At 62.7% G+C, this 17,042-nt stretch carries 10 protein-coding genes and 1 riboswitch; of the genes, 5 read left to right on the top strand and 5 right to left on the bottom strand.

What is annotated here, in order from left to right; genetic code table 11:
* Window position 1: 1 nt before the first annotated feature.
* The 5 genes from AC2CGI_RS18210 (at window position 2) to AC2CGI_RS18190 (ending at window position 5,310) form a co-directional block, all read left to right on the top strand.
* Window positions 2-811, top strand: a complete 810-nt coding sequence (locus tag AC2CGI_RS18210) for an alkaline phosphatase family protein (protein ID WP_015379248.1) — start codon at window positions 2-4, stop codon at window positions 809-811.
* Window positions 808-1,653 carry an ABC transporter permease gene (locus AC2CGI_RS18205; protein ID WP_015379247.1) on the top strand — a complete coding sequence of 282 codons (846 nt, stop codon included), beginning with the start codon at window positions 808-810 and terminating at the stop codon, window positions 1,651-1,653. The genes AC2CGI_RS18210 and AC2CGI_RS18205 overlap by 4 nt, the downstream gene beginning before the upstream one ends.
* A 17-nt stretch (window positions 1,654-1,670) precedes the next feature.
* Window positions 1,671-2,456: an ABC transporter permease gene (locus tag AC2CGI_RS18200; RefSeq protein ID WP_049204306.1), complete on the top strand. Its 786-nt coding sequence runs from the start codon at window positions 1,671-1,673 to the stop codon at window positions 2,454-2,456.
* A 4-nt stretch (window positions 2,457-2,460) separates the two neighbouring features.
* The gene (locus AC2CGI_RS18195; protein ID WP_015379245.1) at window positions 2,461-3,453 is read left to right on the top strand and encodes an ABC transporter ATP-binding protein; all 993 of its coding nucleotides are present in this window, start codon (window positions 2,461-2,463) and stop codon (window positions 3,451-3,453) included.
* A gap of 207 nt (window positions 3,454-3,660) precedes the next feature.
* A complete protein-coding gene (locus tag AC2CGI_RS18190; protein WP_004936675.1) occupies window positions 3,661-5,310 on the top strand; it encodes a Na/Pi cotransporter family protein in 1,650 nt (549 codons plus the stop codon).
* A gap of 45 nt (window positions 5,311-5,355) precedes the next feature.
* Here AC2CGI_RS18190 and AC2CGI_RS18185 read toward each other — a convergent pair whose 3' ends face one another.
* The 5 genes from AC2CGI_RS18185 to AC2CGI_RS18165 all read right to left on the bottom strand — a co-directional run bounded on the left by AC2CGI_RS18185 (window position 5,356) and on the right by AC2CGI_RS18165 (window position 16,882).
* Window positions 5,356-10,179, bottom strand: a complete 4,824-nt coding sequence (locus AC2CGI_RS18185; RefSeq protein ID WP_076741029.1) for a hemagglutinin repeat-containing protein — start codon at window positions 10,177-10,179, stop codon at window positions 5,356-5,358.
* A 45-nt stretch (window positions 10,180-10,224) separates the two neighbouring features.
* A complete protein-coding gene (locus tag AC2CGI_RS18180; RefSeq protein WP_076741028.1) occupies window positions 10,225-11,904 on the bottom strand; it encodes a ShlB/FhaC/HecB family hemolysin secretion/activation protein in 1,680 nt (559 codons plus the stop codon).
* 385 nt (window positions 11,905-12,289) lie between these two features.
* Complete coding sequence (gene panS, locus AC2CGI_RS18175; RefSeq protein ID WP_076741027.1) at window positions 12,290-13,207, bottom strand: ketopantoate/pantoate/pantothenate transporter PanS; 918 nt, start codon at window positions 13,205-13,207, stop codon at window positions 12,290-12,292.
* 144 nt (window positions 13,208-13,351) lie between these two features.
* The gene (gene lysC, locus AC2CGI_RS18170; RefSeq protein ID WP_004936686.1) at window positions 13,352-14,719 is read right to left on the bottom strand and encodes a lysine-sensitive aspartokinase 3; all 1,368 of its coding nucleotides are present in this window, start codon (window positions 14,717-14,719) and stop codon (window positions 13,352-13,354) included.
* A 107-nt stretch (window positions 14,720-14,826) separates the two neighbouring features.
* Window positions 14,827-15,021: riboswitch (Lysine riboswitch) on the bottom strand.
* 52 nt (window positions 15,022-15,073) lie between these two features.
* A complete protein-coding gene (locus tag AC2CGI_RS18165) occupies window positions 15,074-16,882 on the bottom strand; it encodes a cation:proton antiporter (RefSeq protein ID WP_015379241.1) in 1,809 nt (602 codons plus the stop codon).
* Window positions 16,883-17,042 lie beyond the last annotated feature (160 nt).

The following is a 17,042-nucleotide window of genomic DNA, read 5'->3' as shown; positions in this document are numbered from 1 at the left end:
CATGAAAACGATCCTCGTGCTGCTGGACGGCCTCAACTACCGGGTGGCGCACGACGCTATGGGGTATCTGCAGGCCGAATGCGCGGCGGGACGCGGGCGGTTGTACCTGCTGGAGAGCGAGTTGCCCTCGCTCTCCCGGCCGCTGTATGAATGCATTCTCACCGGCGTCACGCCGGTGGAGAGCGGCGTGGTGCACAATCACGTCTCGCGCCTTTCTCATCAACAAAGCGTGTTTCATTATGCGCGCGCCGCCGGGCTGAGCACCGCCGCCGCCGCTTACCACTGGTTCAGCGAATTGTATAACCGCACGCCGTTCGACGCCGCGCGCGACCGCCATACCGACGCCCCCGAGCTGCCGATTCAACACGGGCATTTCTATTACGACGACGGTTATCCCGACAGCCATCTGTTTGACGACGCCGAAAGCCTGCGTCTGCGTCATCAGCCAGACTTTCTGTTGATCCATCCGATGAACATCGACGACGCCGGCCACCGCTTTGGCCTCTCTTCGCCGCAGTACCGCAACGCGGCGCGGCGCGCCGACGGCTCGCTGTCGCGCTATCTGCCCGAGTGGCTGGCGGCCGGCTATCAGGTGCTGGTTACCGCCGACCATGGCATGAACGACGATCGCAGCCACGGCGGCGTATTGCCGGAAGAGCGTCAGGTGCCGCTGTTCGTATTCGGCGCGGGCTTCAGCCTGGATGACGCCGATCCGCAGCAAACCGAGCTGTGCGGCACGATCTGCGATCTGTTGCAGGCGCCGCACGACAAGCCGCGCTGCCGGGCGCTGCTGGCGCAGGATGCGCGATGAACAGCAAAACCAAATGGATCGCCGCGCTGTGCCTGCTGCCGTTTATCGTGCTGTTCGGCGCGTTTCAGATCGCCCCGCTGGTGTGGATCGCCGTTCACAGCTTTTTCAGCGAGACCAGCGGCTGGGGGTGGGGCAACTATGTCGATATCCTCACCTCGCCGTTCTACCTGCAGGCGTTTCAGTTCTCGCTGGAGATCTCGCTATGGTCGAGCGTCTACGGCTTGCTGATCGCATTAGTTGGCAGTTACTCACTGCGTCAGCTCGGCCAGACGCGGTTTCATGACTTCGTAATGTCGTTCACCAACATGACCAGCAACTTCGCCGGGGTGCCGCTGGCGTTCGCCTTCGTCATTCTGCTGGGGCTGAACGGTTGCCTGACGTTGCTGCTGCGCAAATACGGCCTGATGGAGAGCTTCAACCTCTATTCGAAGAGCGGCCTGATCGTGCTGTATACCTACTTCCAGATCCCGCTCGGGGTGCTGCTGCTGTATCCGGCATTCGACGCGCTGCGCGCCGACTGGCGCGAATCGGCGGCGCTGCTCGGCGCCGGCCCCTGGCGCTACTGGCGGCATATTGGCCTGCCGGTGCTGGCGCCGGCGCTGATGGGCACCTTCGTCATCCTGCTGGCCAACGCGCTGGGCGCCTACGCCACGGTGTATGCGCTGACCACCGGCAACTTCAACGTGATCCCGATCCGCATCTCGGCGCTGGTGGCGGGGGACATCTCCCTCGATCCGAACCTGGCCAGCGCGCTGGCGATGCTGCTGGTGGTGATGATGGCGTTTATCACGGTGATCCACCAATGGATGCTGCGCAGGAGCTACCTCAATGCGCGCTCATAACCGGCTGGAGAATGCTTATGTCGCGTGTTGAACGCTTGTACCACCGCACGGTGACCGGCCTGCTGCTGTTGATCCTGCTGCTGCCGCTGGCGGCGACGCTGATTTACGCGCTGGCTACCCAGTGGGGCGCCACCATTTTGCCGGACGGTTTTACCCTGAAGTGGCTGACGGCGCTGTGGAGCGACCCGCGCTTTTTGCTGGCGCTGTGGCACTCGCTGCTGATCTGCTTTGGCACGTTGCTGCTGTCGGTGGTGGTGATCCTGCCGGCGATGTTTGTAATCGCTTACTACTTCCCTAGGCTTGACGCGGTGATGAACGTGCTGATCCTGCTGCCGTTCGCCGTGCCGCCGGTGGTGTCGGCGGTGGGGCTGATGCAGCTGTTCGCCGCCGATCCGCTGCCGCTGCTCGGCACCCCCTGGATTTTGGTGGGCTGCTATTTCACCATCGCGCTGCCGTTTATCTACCGCGCCATCAGCAACAACATGCAGGCGATCAACCTGCGCGATCTGATGGACGCTGCGCACCTGCTCGGCGCCAGCACCTGGCAGGCGGCGCTGTGGGTGGTGCTGCCGAACCTGCGCAAGGGCGGAACGATCGCTGTGTTGCTGTCGTTTTCGTTCCTGATCGGCGAGTTCGTGTTCGCCAACCTGCTGGTGGGCAGCCAGTATGAAACGCTGCAGGTCTATCTGTTCAACATGCGCAACGGCAGCGGGCATTTCACCAGCGCGCTGGTCATCTCCTATTTCGCCGTGGTGCTGCTCGTCACCTGGCTGGCGAACCTGCTGAATAAAAACAAGGGCTAACCCGATGGCTTATCTCAACGTCACCCGCCTGAACAAACACTATGGCCAAACCCAGGTGTTTCAGGATATCGATTTCACCGCCGAAGAGGGGGAGTTCGTCACCCTGCTCGGGCCAAGCGGCTGCGGCAAGTCGACGCTGTTGCGCTGTCTGGCCGGCCTGACCCCGGTCGACAGCGGGCAAATTTTGCTGCAGGGCCAGGATCTGGTGCCGCTGGCGCCGCAAAAGCGCGGCATCGGCATGGTGTTTCAAAGCTATGCGCTGTTTCCCAATATGACGGTGGAAGGCAACGTGGCCTTCGGCCTGAAAATGCAGAAGCTGGCGGCCGGGCAGATCGGCCAGCGGGTGCAGGAGGCGCTGGCGCTGGTGGAGCTGAGCGATCTGGCGAAGCGCTATCCGCATCAGCTGTCGGGCGGCCAGTGTCAGCGCGTGGCGTTGGCGCGATCGCTGGTCACTCGCCCGCGTCTGCTGCTGCTCGACGAACCGCTGTCGGCGCTGGACGCGCGCATCCGCAAACATCTGCGCGAGCAGATCCGGCGCATTCAACGCGAGCTGAACCTGACGGCGATCTTCGTCACCCACGATCAGGAAGAGGCGCTGACCCTGTCGGATCGCATCGTCCTGATGAACAAGGGGCAGATCGTGCAGAGCGGTGATGCGGAAACCCTGTATACCCAGCCGGCGGACGCCTTCGCCGCCGGTTTTATCGGCAACTATAACCTGCTGAGCGCCGAACAGGCCGGCCGGCTGACCGGGCGCAGCTATGCCGGCAAGGTGGCGATCCGCCCAGAGTCTATCGGGCTGTTGCCGGCCGGACAGGGGATCGGCGGGGTGATCCTTGGCCACAGTTTGCTCGGGAATGTGGTACGCTATCGGATTCAGGTTCGCGAGGTAGAGTTGCTGGTTGACGTGCTCAACCGTTCGGTGGCCGATCTGCGGCCCGACGGCGCGGAAATTGGGCTACACTTGGAACCTGTTGTATTGCGGGAAGTTGCATGACTTCGCAGCGTGGCGCCGGGGCTCTCCCACCGCCGCCTTAACCCTTCTCTTCTGCGGTCTGCCGCCCGCCCGCTGTCCTGCCAGACCCACGCCCGGCAGGCGGGACCGCGCGCTGTACCCGTCATCCTTTGGCTCGCCTCTCTGCGTCGCGTGACAGGCATCGGGTATCAGCCTCCTTTGGCCGGGCGTTAATGGAGCGTATCTTCCGTGCTGACCCTTCTTCACCTGCTTTCGTCCGTGGCGCTGTTGGTGTGGGGCACCCACATCGTGCGCACCGGGATCATGCGGGTTTACGGCGCCAATTTGCGGCGCGTGTTGAGCGACAGCGTTGAGAAAAAACCGCTGGCGTTCGTTTCCGGCATCGGCGTGACCGCGCTGGTGCAAAGCAGCAACGCCACCGCGCTGCTGGTGACCTCTTTCGTCGCGCAGGGGCTGGTGGGGCTGGCGCCTGCGCTGGTGATCATGCTGGGCGCCGACGTCGGCACCGCGCTGATGGCGCGCGTGCTGACCTTCGATCTTTCCTGGCTGTCGCCGCTGCTGATCCTGGTCGGCGTCTTCCTGTTCCTCAGCCGCAAACAGATGCGGATCGGCCAGATCGGGCGCGTTCTGATCGGTCTGGGGCTGATCGTGCTGGCGCTGGAACTGATCGTGGCCGCCGCCACGCCGATCACCCAGGCGGCAGGGGTGAAAGTGCTGTTCTCGTCGCTGACTGGCGATGTGATGCTGGACGCCCTGACCGGCGCGCTGTTCGCCATCGTCAGCTATTCCAGCCTGGCCGCGGTGCTGCTGACCGCCACCCTGACCGCCACCGGCGTGATTTCGCTGAAGGTGGCGCTCTGTCTGGTGATCGGCGCCAACCTCGGCAGCGGCCTGCTGGCGATGATCAACGCCAGCGGCCAGAACGCCGCCGGGCGGCGCGTGGCGCTCGGCAGCCTGCTGTTCAAATTGGTGGGCTGCATCCTGGTTTTGCCGTTCGTCTCCTATCTGGCGGATGTGATGGCTCAACTGCCGGGCGGCAGCGAAGAGCTGGTGATCTATTTCCACGTGTTCTACAACCTGATCCGTTGTCTGGTGATGATCCCGTTGGCCGGGCCGATGGCGACGCTGTGCGAGCGGCTGATCGTCGACGTGGCGGCCGACGACCCGCGCATGCGGCCGCGTCATCTGGACGCCAGTGCGCTGGATACGCCGACGCTGGCGCTGGCCAACGCGGCGCGCGAAACGCTGCGCATGGGCGACGTGGTGGAACACATGATGATCCTGCAGCGCGAAGTGCTGCACGGTAAGCAAGGCGTGGATAAAGAGGTGCGGCGACTCGACGATGACGTCGACGTGCTGTACACCGCCATCAAGCTGTATCTGGCACAGATCCAGAAGGAAGATCTGGGCGAGGAAGATTCGCGCCGCTGGGCGGAAATCATCGAAATGGCGCTCAACCTGGAACAGGCGGGCGACATCATCGAGCGCATGGCCGGCGACGTGGGCGCCAAATCGCACGCCGCGCGCCGCGCCTTCTCGGCGGAAGGATTGGCGGAACTGGACGGGTTGCACGAACGGCTGATCGGCAACCTGCGTCTGGGGTTGTCGGTGTTCCTGTCCGGCGACGTCACCAGCGCCAAACGCCTGCGCCGTTCCAAGCACCGCTTCCGCATTCTGGATCGCCGCTATGCGCATGCGCACGTCGATCGTTTGCATCAGCAAAACGTGCAGAGCATCGAGACCAGTTCGCTGCATTTGGGATTGTTGGGGGACATGAAGCGCCTGAACTCGCTGTTTTGCGCCGTGGCCTACAACGTGTTGGATCAGGATGCGAAAGACGACGATCGCGACTGGGAAGACACCCCGAGCACGCTGTAAAAAAACGCCCCCGGAAAACCGGGGGCGTTGCGTAGGGGAGGCGCGTTATTTGCCGCTGAACACGCCGGCTTTGGCGTCCGCCTGCTGAGTTGAGGCATGGCCGCTGGCGAACGGCACGTTGCCGTTGACGCTTTGCTTCGCCGCGCCGCCTAACAGTCCACCTACCGTGGCGGCCGCATCGACGCGGCCGCCGCCCTGATAGCGCTGGCCGCTGACGTCCTGCTGGCTGACCTGGCTACCGCCCAGTTCCACCTTGCCCTGCTGGCTGCGGATTTCGCCGCCGGTCAGCTGGGTTTGGCCGCCGACCTGCAGCGCCACGCCGTGCTTACCGGCAATCGCTGATTGCTCGCCGACCGCATTGTTGTTCACCACGTCGGCATTGACCTTGAGCTGCCCCTGGCGACCCGCCGGCCCGGTGATGCTGTCTTTCACCGCGCCGCCGACGGTGCGTGCGCCGCGATCCCACAGTGGGCCCTGCGGTTTTTCGCCGGCCGGCGTTTCCGGCAGCGTGACTTTGCCGTCAGCCTTGCTGAAGCTGACTGCACCGGTGGTATCCTGCTGCGGATCGAGGCGACGCGCCACGCTGTTGTACTTGTCGGTGGTGGCGTCGGCCACTTTGTTCACCCCGGCTTCCAGTTTCTCTTTCACTTTACCGGCGTAGCGCGGCGTGCCGACCTTCGACAGCTTGGAGGTGATGCTACTGCCCGGATCGTTGCTGTGGCTCAGACCGGCATCCACATCCACCTTCACGCCTGTCTCGACGTCTTTGCGGCTTTCAACGCGCAGATCGCCGCCCACCTTGCCCTGTACGCTGTCGGCGTCGACGCGCGCGCCGGCAAGGCGGGTGTCTTTGCCGCTGTTGAGCGCCACGTCGCCCGCGGTGATGCCGGTATTGGCGTGGGTGGTTTTATCCTGCTGCTCCACGCCGACTTTCAGACCTGCGCCCAGCGTGTGGGTGTCTTTGCCGGTGTTCGGATCGACCTTGCCGCCTGCGTCCTTGTTGAAGGTTTGACCGCCTCTGGCGTTGGCTTTGATGCCCAGATTCCAGTTGTCCTTATGCTGCTCGTTCTTGGCGGATTCCAGCAGGATGCCGCCGTTTTTCGCTTCGAGCGCGGCGCTGCCGCCGCTGACTTTGGCCCCCTGCAGATGCAGCGCGTCATCGCCTTTGCCGTTGGCGGACAGGGTGACCTTGCCGTCTGAGGCGATAGTGACGCCCTGGCGTTCTGTCGTGGACTCATTGACCTTGGCGATGTCGAAGGCGCCGCCGGCGGAGAGGCTGCCGCCGGTTTTTTCCTTGCTGTCGCTGCTGCCGGCGCCCAGATCGATATTGCCGGACAGCTTGCTTTCCTTACGCGTTTGGGTCGATTCCGCCGCCTGCAGCGCGACCTTGTTGCCCGCGTTCAGGCTGACGTCGCCCTGGCTCTTGACGTTGGTGCCCTGCAGCGTCAGATCGCGGCCCGCCTTCAGCGCCACACCCTGGCCGTTGACGTTGCCGACTTGCGCGGTGCTGCTGCTGCTTTCACCGTTGTTGGTGCCGCCGCCGAAACCGGCGCCGAAGTTTTTGCTGTCGGCGGTGAAGCCGCCTTTGGCGGACGCTTTGACGTTAAAGCCGCTGTGGTTCTCGCTCTGTTTGTCGCTGGCCTGATCGAAGCGGATATCGCCGCCGGCGTTGACGGCGGTTTTACCGCTGCCGCCGTTCAGCGCGGTACCCTGATAGACCGCGTCTTTTTTCACGTTGACGTTGATGCCGTTGGCCGCGTCGATCGAGCCGGCCACCGCCTGGCTGGCGCTGCTGTTGCTGCGCTGGGTGCCGCCTTCGCCCTTGGCGTCCACGGTCAGATCGCTGCCGGTGGTGGTGTAGACGCGCACGCCGGCGCTGCCGCGGGTGTCGCGGCTCTGCTCGTCCTGACGGTTTGCCGCGGCTTCGCTGCGGTGGCTGTCCGCCGTCAGGTTGACCGCGCCTTTGCTCGCCTGGTACTGCGTGCCCTGATCGCGCACTTCGCCTTTGGCATTGATGTCGATGCTGCCGGCTTTCACCGAGCTGACCACCGCCTGCGAGCTGCTGCTGTGTTTTTCGCTGCTGCCGCCCTGTGCGCCGATATCCAGGCCGACGTTAGGCGCGCCGATGCCGCCGATGTCGTTGATAACGCCGGTAGCGTCCAGCTTGGCTGCCTTGCCGACCGCGCGCTCGACCGGACGGGTCACGGCGCTGTAATCGACGTTGGCGCCGATGTTCACGCCGACGTCAGTTTTGGTGGTGGTGGTGCTGGCGGTGTCGGCAGCGGCAAGGTGATCGACGCCGGCGGCGTTTTCTTGATAGGCGCCGCCGACGCTGTGCTGCGCGCCTTGCTGGGTCAGCTTGTCGCGGGCGTTGATCGTCAGATTGCCTTTGACGTCGCTGCCGGAGGTGATCGCCTTGCTGCTTTGCGTCTGGGTTTTGCTGTTCTCGTAGCCGGCTTCCACGCCGCTGCCGAGTTTGTCGATGCCGCCGGTGTAATAGAAACCGCCGCCGATCTTGGTTTGCTCGGTGTTTGAGGCCGTTTTGTCGTCGGCCGCCAGGAACGAAACCTTGTTGCCGCTGACGCTGGCGTCGCCTTTGTCGGCGACCAATTGAGAACCGCTGAAGGTCACGTCCTTCTCCGCCTTGAGCTTCACGCTGCCGCCGCTGAGGCTTGAGGCGCTATTCTCGGTGCGGGTGGTTTTCTCGCTGTCGCGGGTGTGCTCGATGCGCAAACCGGCGCGGTACTGCTTGTCACCGGCTTCTTTGGCGTAGCCGTTAACGGTGAGCGCGGTCTTTTGCTCGTCGATGTTCTGCTGCCGCTCGGCCGCCTTGACGTTGATGTTGCCGGTCTTCGACTCGACGCTCAGCTCACCGCCGCTGGCGACCTGGCTGCCGATCACGTCGGCATCCTTGTGGCTGACCAGCGTCAGGTTGGTGTCGGACTTCAGCTCGCTGGCGGTGCTGCTCTGGTAGCTGTTGTCGGCCTTGTGCGAACTGCTGGTGATGTTGAAGGCGGTGCCGGTGCGCGCGTCGATTTTGTCCACGGTGGTGCTCAGCGCGTTGTCGATGCGCAGGCCGCCGTGGGTGGCGGTGACTTCGCCGCCTTTCTGGCCGCGCGCCTTGCTGCCGGTAATGGTGACGCCTTGCTGGCCGTTCAGGCGCAGGGTGCCGCCGCTGGTCAGCTCGGAAGCGTGGCTGATCTCGCGGCGATTGCTGTTGTTTTTGTTGTCGCCGCCGCCGATGCCGCCCCAGGAGGTTTTGTCATCGCGTACCGCTTTGGCGTTGGCGGTTTTCTGCACCCCGACCTGGATCTGGCTGTCTGCATCGATCGTCAGATCGCGCTGGGCATGGATCTTGGCGCCCTGAGTCGAGACATTGCGACCGGCTTTCAACGTCAGTTCGCCCTGGCTGCGCAGTTCGCTGGCCTTCAGGCTTTCGCTTTCGTCGCTGCTGCTCCATCTGCCGGTGCGCAGGCTGGAGGTGTGATTGCGCTGGTAGCCGCGCTCGCTGGATTTATCCTTCTCCACCAGCCCGGCAAGGTGTACGTCGCGCGCCGCTTTGACGCTCAGCGCACGCTCGGCGCTGACATTGGCGCCCAGCAGCTTCACGTCTTCCTGGGTGCTGATGAGTTTGGCGCTGCCGTTGGCGGCGACGGTGCTGCCCGCCTGCTGCAGCTGCTCGCGTTCGCGGGTGACGTCGTATTGCCAGGAGTAGAACCAGCGATCGTCGGTATGGCCTTGCGTCTGCTTCAGCTGCTGGCCGTCGAGCGTCAGCTTACCGCCCTGCAGCGTAATGTCTTCGCCGCGGATATCGGTGGCGGTGAGGTGCGCATGATTATCCGCCACCAGGCTGATGTTCTTGCCTTTCAGCTCGGTGCGGGTCAGCTTCTGGCTGCTGCTGCGATCGTTGACGTAGATGCCGCCACGGTAATTTTGATAGTTATCACCGCCGTTTTTGTTGCTGCTGGCGTCGTCGACGCGGCTTTCGCTGCGGATATCATAGGCTTTCACCTTGAGTTCATCGCCGGCGTTCAACGAGCCGGCCAGTTTCACGCCGCTGCCCTGCGCGGTGTTGATGATGTTGATGCGCCCGGCCTGCATGCTGCCGAGGTAGTAGCTGTCCAGCGCGGTCGGCGTCTGTTGGCTGGCCTGCACCGTGCCGTCGCGCGCTACCCGGTTAAGGCCGCTGATGGCGTTGATCGTCGCCGAGGTCACTTTACCATTCGAATGTTTGAAATCTTGCACGATCACTTCGCCGCGGCTGTCGATCTTCGGCGCGATCAGATCCAGTACGCCGCCGGCGTTCAGGGTGCCATTGAGGCTCAGCGTGTTGCGGTTGCCGAAGGTGCTGTAACCCTGCAGCACGCCGTTTTCCACCAACGGGTTGCCGACCACCAGTGAGGAATGGCTGGTATTGATGAACCCGCAGCCCTGACAGCTGATGCCGTTCGGGTTGGCCAGCACGTAGTCGGCCGCCATGCCGAAGATCTCTTGCTGGCCATGCAGTAGCGACGGATTGCGGCCGATCACCTCGTTGAGGATCACGCTGGCTTCGCGTCCGCCCAGATTGGGGTTGGCGCCCAGTTGGCCGGCCAGCTGCGACAGCCCCGCCTCGCGGGAGTTGTTCAGCACCGCGCCGGGCTGGTTGACGTTGAAGTCCTGATATTGGTTGTGCGACAGCCCGTTGCCGTTCGGCGCGACGATATCGACCACCTGTGCGCCGGTGGCGGCGGTGGAGACGCCGGGGCCGTTGGCGCCGTTGGCCGCAACGATCTCTGCGGCGTAGGCGCCGGCGGAAGCGGCGAGAATAATCGCCAGCGCGGCGGCCAGTTTGCCTGCCGCCGAAAGTCTGAAGTTATTATTTTTCATCCATGTATCTCCGTATATTGCCGTGGGGTCCTGCAAAACTGTTGATTAAAAGGTGTAAGAAAAGCGGGCCAACACCTGAACGGGATCTTCAGGCGTGGCGTGGTTAGACAAAATCCAGCCGCGGCTGACCTCCAGATCGACCAGCGCCTGCCGGTAGCGTAACGTGGCGCCGCTGCTCACCCCGGCGCTGCTGCGCCAGCCCGAGTTGTCCTGACGCGGCAGAATGCGGCCAACGTCGGCGCCAAGGCGCGGCGTCAGCGTGGTGGCGCCCAGATTAAAACTGCGGGACAGCGTATTTTGCAGATACCAGCCGTTGTCGCCGGACTGGGTGCTGCGGCTAAAGCCGCGCACGGCGCTGCGATCGGTGAGGCTAAGCCACTCCACGCCGGGCAGCGGGTCGCGGCTGTACTGGCCGTAGAACAGATTGTTGAGCTGATAGGTGGCGCCACCCAGCTGGAGGCGCTGGCTCAGGTTGGCGAACAGCTTGCCCTTGGTGAACTGGCTGTCGAGGTGCACCGAACTCGGGTGGCGATCGGCGCCCAGCCAGGGCAGGCCCTGCTCGACGCTGAGGTTGGCGCTGAACACGCCATGGGGCAGAATTTGCAGGTGGCTGGCGCTCAGCTCGGCCAGGGTCAGCGTTGGGCTGCTGACCTCAAGACGCACGCTTTCGAAGTAGTTGTCGATGCGTTTGTAGGTCAGCTGGCCGCTCAAGCTGTCTATCTGATCGTGGTCGCGATAAAACACGTAGTCGCTGCGCAGCCCGTACTGTTGGGTCTGACCGTGCAGTTTGACCACGTTGTGCGGCAGCTGCTGGTGGTTCTCATAGGACGAGAAGCTGGCGAACCCGCTGAAGGTGAACGCGCCGTACGGCAGCGAATAGAGCAGGGTGTAGGCGCGATTATAGCGGTGAGCCGGGTTTTCCAGCGTGCTGTTGGCGTTCAGGCTGACAAAGTCCGACAGGCCAAACGGGCTGTCCAACGTGGCAGTGGCGCGCGCCAGCCACCGGCCGGTGCTTTTTTGGCCGTAATTATCCGTGCCGGCGGTAATCAGCCAGGGCTTGGCATGCTGATTGCGCAAACGAATAACCGAACCGCCAACCTGGCGGCCGGGCAATATATCCAGCTTGGTGGTATTTGATTGCAAACGATTGGCCTGATCCAATCCCTGATCGAGCTCGGTTAATTTCAACGGCTTGCCTTCCAGCCCCGGAAATAATAAACGGCTGTTGACCCAGCGATCGCCGCCTTCTATTTTCTCGATAAATCCTTCCGTCACGCTTAACCCCAATTCTCCTTGTGAATTAGGGCGAACAATTTGCACGCGCGCGGTGATATAGCCCTTTTGCACATAAAGGCGCGTTAATTCACGGGTCAAGCGATTGATATCGTTGCTGCTGATGCAGTTTTCCGGCAGCGCGCTCAGCGCAGATAAATCACCCGGTGAGAGCAGGGTAATGCCTTGCAGATAAACGCCGGCGATCGGCAGGCACTGCGCGGACTGCGGCAGTGCGGGCGCGGCCGGTTCCGGTTCCGCCAGCAGGCGCTGTTGCTTCAGCTGCTGGTAGCGGCGTTGCTCAATCAACTGGTTGACTTCACGCGTGCTGTCTTGCAACGCGCGCCGTGATTCCCCCATCGACATGTCCATCATCATGTGGGAGTCCGGCAGGGTTTCGGCGGAAAGGGCCGTGCTGACCAGCAGTGTCAAGGCGGTGATTTTTTTTATCATTGTAATCCATTCTGAGAGGCCGCCGGGGCAGCCAGCCCAATCCATGAGGTTAACCACGGGCGGCCGACGGCCGGCCCGAAATAATGAGCGACATGCACATTGCGAGGTATCTTGATTTGCCGCAGCAAATAAGACGGTGGGTATATATCTAAATAATAATTAGGCTGCTTCTTTTATGGCGGGCAACCCTGGTGACTTAATTAATTAAAAAAAGTGGAGCGTCTCTTCCTCTTGCCAACATTATCGGCATTGATAGGAAGAATCTGAATTTTTATTTTTCACGGATGATAGGGGATGAGGGGAATTATGACAATCCGACCAGTGGGAAATACGAAATTTCGCAGGAAAGAAAAGGGACGCAATTGTTTGCGTCCCTACAGGCGGTTTATTTCTTCTTGATAGGGCGGCCGGACCAATAACCTGCCAGCAGCGAACCGGAGAGGTTGTGCCAGACCGAGAACAGCGCGCCTGGCAGCGCGGCCAGCGGCGAGAAGTAGATTTTGCCCAGCGTGGCCGCCAACCCGGAGTTCTGCATACCGACTTCGATCGCCAGCGTGCGGCAGGTGGACTCGTCGAAACCGAACAGTTTACCGCCCCAGTAGCCGCTCAGCAGACCGATGCCGTTGTGCAGGATCACCGCGATGATAACGACCAGGCCGACCGAAGCGATATGGCTTTGGCTGCCCGCCACCACCGCGCTGATGATCGCCAGAATGCACACCATCGACAACGCCGGCAACAGTGGCTCGATGCGTTTCACCACCTTGGTCAGGGTATGGTGGACGATCAGGCCCAGGCCGATCGGGATCACCACAATCTGCAGAATGCTGAGCAGCATGCCCATGATATCGACGCTGATCTTGGCGTCGACGTACAGACGGGTCAGCAGCGGCGTGGCGAACACCCCAACCAGCGTCGAGACCGCCGAGATGGTCACCGACAGCGCCACGTCACCCTTGGCCAGATAGATCATCACGTTGGAGGCGGTGCCGCTGGCCACGCTGCCCACCAGCACCATGCCGGCGGACAGATCCGGCGGCATGCGGAACAGCATCGCCAGGATCCAGGCCGCCAGCGGCATGATCAGATAATGCAGGAAGATGCCTGCCGCCACCGGGCCGGGACGCGCCAGCACGCGTTTGAAGTCGTCGAGCCGCAGCGTGACGCCCATGGCGAACATGATCAGCATCAGCAGCGGGCTGACGTAGGGGCCGATACCGGTAAAGGTGGTCGGCGTGTAATAAGCGGAGACGGACAGCAGTATCGCCCAGAGGGGGAATAAGCGCGTGAGTAGTGCCAGCATGCAGGTTTTCCTTAGCCAGATTGAGAACGGTGGATGTGGTTGTGTTTTTATTGCGGGCTCAACATGCTGAACCCCTGCAGGTTTTGAACGGATTTTTTAGACGCAGGGGCGCAGCATGCTGCGCCCGCAATCAGGGATAATGACTTATTCGAACAGGTTGTGATGCAGGGTACGCACCACCTGCTCGGCTTCTTCGCCCGGCACCAGGAAGCACAGGTTATAGCTGCTGGCGCCGTAGCAGATCAGGCGGATATTGAACGGATCGAGCACGCCGAACACCTCTTTGCCCACGCCGCAGGCGCGCGACAGCTGGTTGCCGATGATCGCCACCAGCGCCAGGTTTTCTTCCACTTCCACCCGGCACAGCGACGACAGTTCGGTCAGCAGTGAGGTGGTCAGCAGGCTGCCGCCGACGGAGGTGGCGCCGGTGGTGTCCATGGTCAGCGCGATGCTGACTTCCGAAGTGGTGATCAGATCGACGGAGACATTATGGCGCGCCAGGATGTTGAACACCTCGGCCAAGAAACCGCGCGCGTGCAGCATGTTCAGGCTGTGCAGCGTCAGCAGCGTTTGCTTGCGGCGCAGCGCCAGCGCGCGGAACAGCGGCGGGTTCTCGGTGGTGTTGCACACCAGCGTGCCGCCGGCCGCCGGATCCTTGCTGGAGCCGACGAACACCGGAATATCGCTGCGCACCGCCGGCAACAGGGTGGCCGGATGCAGCACTTTAGCGCCGAAGGTGGCCATTTCCGCCGCCTCTTCGAAACCGATTTTGTCGATGCGCTTGGCCGCCGGCACCACGCGCGGATCGGTGGTGTAGATGCCCGGCACGTCGGTCCAGATATCCACCCGGCCGACGCCGAGCGCTTCGCCGAGCAGCGCGGCGGTATAGTCGCTGCCGCCGCGGCCGAGCGTGGTGGTGCGGCCCTTCGGCTCGCTGCCGATAAAGCCTTGGGTGACCACCAGCGCTTCCTGCAGGCGCGGCTGCAACTGCGCCCGGGCCAGTTCGCTGAGCGCGGCGCTGTCCGGCACGGCGCGGCCGAAGTGATCGTCGGTGCGCATCACTTTGCGCACGTCGAACCATTCGGCCTGCACGTTGCGGGCGCGCAGGATTTCAACGAACAGCAGGGTGGACATCAGCTCCCCATGGCTGACCAGTTCGTCGGTCAACGCCGTCGAGGTGGCCAGCGACGCGGCTTCCGACAGCATGGCGATGTTTTCCAGCAGGCGGTCTATTTCGTCGCGGATCACCGCCGGCGCCGCGAGGCGATCGAGGATGGCATATTGGATACGCCGGATTTCATCAAGCTGGTAATTGCGCTTGTCGGCCTCGCAACCCTCGGCCAGGGCGACCAACAGGTTGGTGACGCCCGCCGAAGCGGACAACACCACCAGGCGGACCTGCGGGTTGGCCAGCACGACGTCGGCACTGCGGTTCATGGCTTCAAAGTCGGCGACGCTGGTGCCGCCGAACTTGGCTACCACGGTGGAATTCTGGGGTGCTGCTTGGTTCATCTAGAAACCTCGTGTCAGGGATGCCCGTTTGGGGCACTGTAATTCCATAGCCTTGGCACAAGGGGAGAGCGGTAAACAGGGGGCAGGCGTAGAGGTCAGGCTACGATACACCCAGAAGCGCCCCACCTTGTCGATCGCCCTGCGGGCGATCCCCTGGTGACAACCCAGGGGATTCAGCCCCTGTAGTCGATACGATAATGGCCGGCCATTACCCTACCTCGGCGTCGCTCCCCCTCGGGTGCCGTCAACGGAGAAACGGCTCCTCTGACACTCTACCTGGGCGACGCGCCTCTTCTGGCTTGCGCACCGGGTGCGCAAGTAGGCTGTTAGGAATAGCCGGTTATCGCCATTCTGTCAACGTACAGACGGTGAGGGATTTTCATCTTGCACCAGCGCGATAAGCGTACAGGGCATCGCGGGCGTGGAACCGGCGCCAATCGGTTGCAGAGAACCGTCTTCCTTTTGGCTGAATAGCGGAATAACGCCCTGATGTTTCTCCAAATACTCCAGCCAACCGAAATTTTCGTTCAATTTGGTCGCTTTGATGGTGGCCCCCCTGGCGAGCAGGCTGCTCAGGCGGCCGTAGGTGGCTTCCTGATTAAATAAAATTTCATGCCGGCGGAAACGCGAACTTTCCGCGCTGGCGCCGCGCCCTTTCAACGGCGCCCCCGAACGGATGGCGAACACGTGATCTTCGCCGAAGAGATGGCCGAAGTGGTAGACCGCCAGCGCGTTCTGGTGGCGATTGGGCGACAGCGCCAGCACCTGGGCGATATTGCTCAGATCGAGGTAGTTCTCGGCGTGTTCGGAGTAGGCGTGGCCATAGTAGGCCGGAATGCCGTCCATGCGCGCCTGACGGTAGTATTCCCAGCTGCTGTCGGTGACGATCACCGGCACGTTCAGCTTGATCAGCGCCTGCGCCAGCATGCGCGCCACGCTGTTGGCGCCGACGATCAGCACGCCGCGCGGTTTCTGCTGCTGCACCCGCAGCCAGCGCGCCATTATGCCGCTGGTCAGGCTTTGCAACACCACGGTGCCGATGATGATGGCGAACACCACGGTCACCAGCCGGTCGGCGCCCTGATAGCCGCTGCGCTGCAGCGTCAGCGCGAACAGCGAGCTGACCGCCGCGGCCACGATGCCGCGCGGGGCGATCCAGCACAGCAGCAGCCGATCGCGCCAGTGCAGGGAAGAGCGCCAGGTCGACACCGCGATGCACAGCGGCCGGGCGATGAACTGCACCGCCAGCAGCAGCAGCAGCAGCGGCCAGCCCATGTTCCACAGCGCCTGGATGTCGAGCCGCGCCGCCAGAATGATGAACAGCGCCGAGATCAGGATCGCCGACAGCTCCTCTTTGAACGCCAGAATATCGCTGGTGTCCACGTCGCGCATATTGGCCAGCCAGATGCCCATCACCGTGACGGTCAGCAAACCGGATTCGTCGGCGATGGCGTTGGAAACGCCGAAGGCGGTCAGCATAATAGCCAGCACCGCCAGGTTCTGCAGGTAGCGCGGCAGCCAGACGCGGCGCAGCGCCAGGCCGAGCAGGTAACCGAACAGCGCGCCGGCGATCAGGCCGACGGCGGCGGTCACGCCCAGCGTCCAAAACAGGTGGGTATAGGATTCCGCATTCTGCTTCAGCACGATGAACTCGAACACCAGCAGGGTGAAGATGGCGCCGACCGGATCGATGACGATCCCTTCCCAGCGCAGCACCTGGTTAATGTTGGCGTTCGGCCGCACCACGCGCATCAGCGGGGCGATCACCGTCGGCCCGGTCACCACCGTCACCGCGCCGATCAACGCCGCCAGCTCCGGCGGGAAATCCAGCAGCCACCAACTAGCGAGGCTGATGACCAGAAAGGTGACCAGCATGCCGACGGTGACCAGGTTGCGCACCACGCCGCCGAGGCCGCGTATCTCCTCGAAACGCAGCGTCAGCGCCCCCTCGAACAGGATGATCGCCACCGACAGCGACACCAGCGGAAACAGCAGATCGCCGAACAGCAGATCCGGCTGCACCAGATGCACCGTCGGGCCGAGCACGATGCCGAACAGCAGCAGCGGCAAGATGGCCGGCAGGCGCAGCAGCCAGGCCAGCCACTGCGCCAGCAGCGACGCCAGGCCGATAAGCACCAACATGAGTGGGGCGGATAATTCCATAAGCGAGATCCCTTTCAAATGACGAAATAAACGACGATGACACAGCCTGATGACAATTCGGCAACTCCGATAACAGGCCGTTAGCCAAAAGTATAGAGTGAAAGCTGAAACGAGGCGGCAATGCGTTGACAGTTAGCGCCTATCGCAAGAAAAGCGATCA

The organism is Serratia sp. LSHTC3 (genome assembly GCF_057197125.1).
Note: the sequence above shows the minus strand (reverse complement) of the source record. Positions and strands in the feature narration are given on the sequence as shown.

Excerpts from the sequence above, each read along its gene's own strand:
- lysC (WP_004936686.1), bottom strand. The coding sequence starts at position 14,719 with ATGAACCAAGCAGCACCCCAGAATTCCACCGTGGTAGCCAAGTTCGGC.
- AC2CGI_RS18210 (WP_015379248.1), top strand. The coding sequence starts at position 2 with ATGAAAACGATCCTCGTGCTGCTGGACGGCCTCAACTACCGGGTGGCG.
- AC2CGI_RS18200 (WP_049204306.1), top strand. The coding sequence starts at position 1,671 with ATGTCGCGTGTTGAACGCTTGTACCACCGCACGGTGACCGGCCTGCTG.
- AC2CGI_RS18180 (WP_076741028.1), bottom strand. The coding sequence starts at position 11,904 with ATGATAAAAAAAATCACCGCCTTGACACTGCTGGTCAGCACGGCCCTT.
- AC2CGI_RS18205 (WP_015379247.1), top strand. The coding sequence starts at position 808 with ATGAACAGCAAAACCAAATGGATCGCCGCGCTGTGCCTGCTGCCGTTT.
- panS (WP_076741027.1), bottom strand. The coding sequence starts at position 13,207 with ATGCTGGCACTACTCACGCGCTTATTCCCCCTCTGGGCGATACTGCTG.
- AC2CGI_RS18165 (WP_015379241.1), bottom strand. The coding sequence starts at position 16,882 with ATGGAATTATCCGCCCCACTCATGTTGGTGCTTATCGGCCTGGCGTCG.
- AC2CGI_RS18195 (WP_015379245.1), top strand. The coding sequence starts at position 2,461 with ATGGCTTATCTCAACGTCACCCGCCTGAACAAACACTATGGCCAAACC.
- AC2CGI_RS18185 (WP_076741029.1), bottom strand. The coding sequence starts at position 10,179 with ATGAAAAATAATAACTTCAGACTTTCGGCGGCAGGCAAACTGGCCGCC.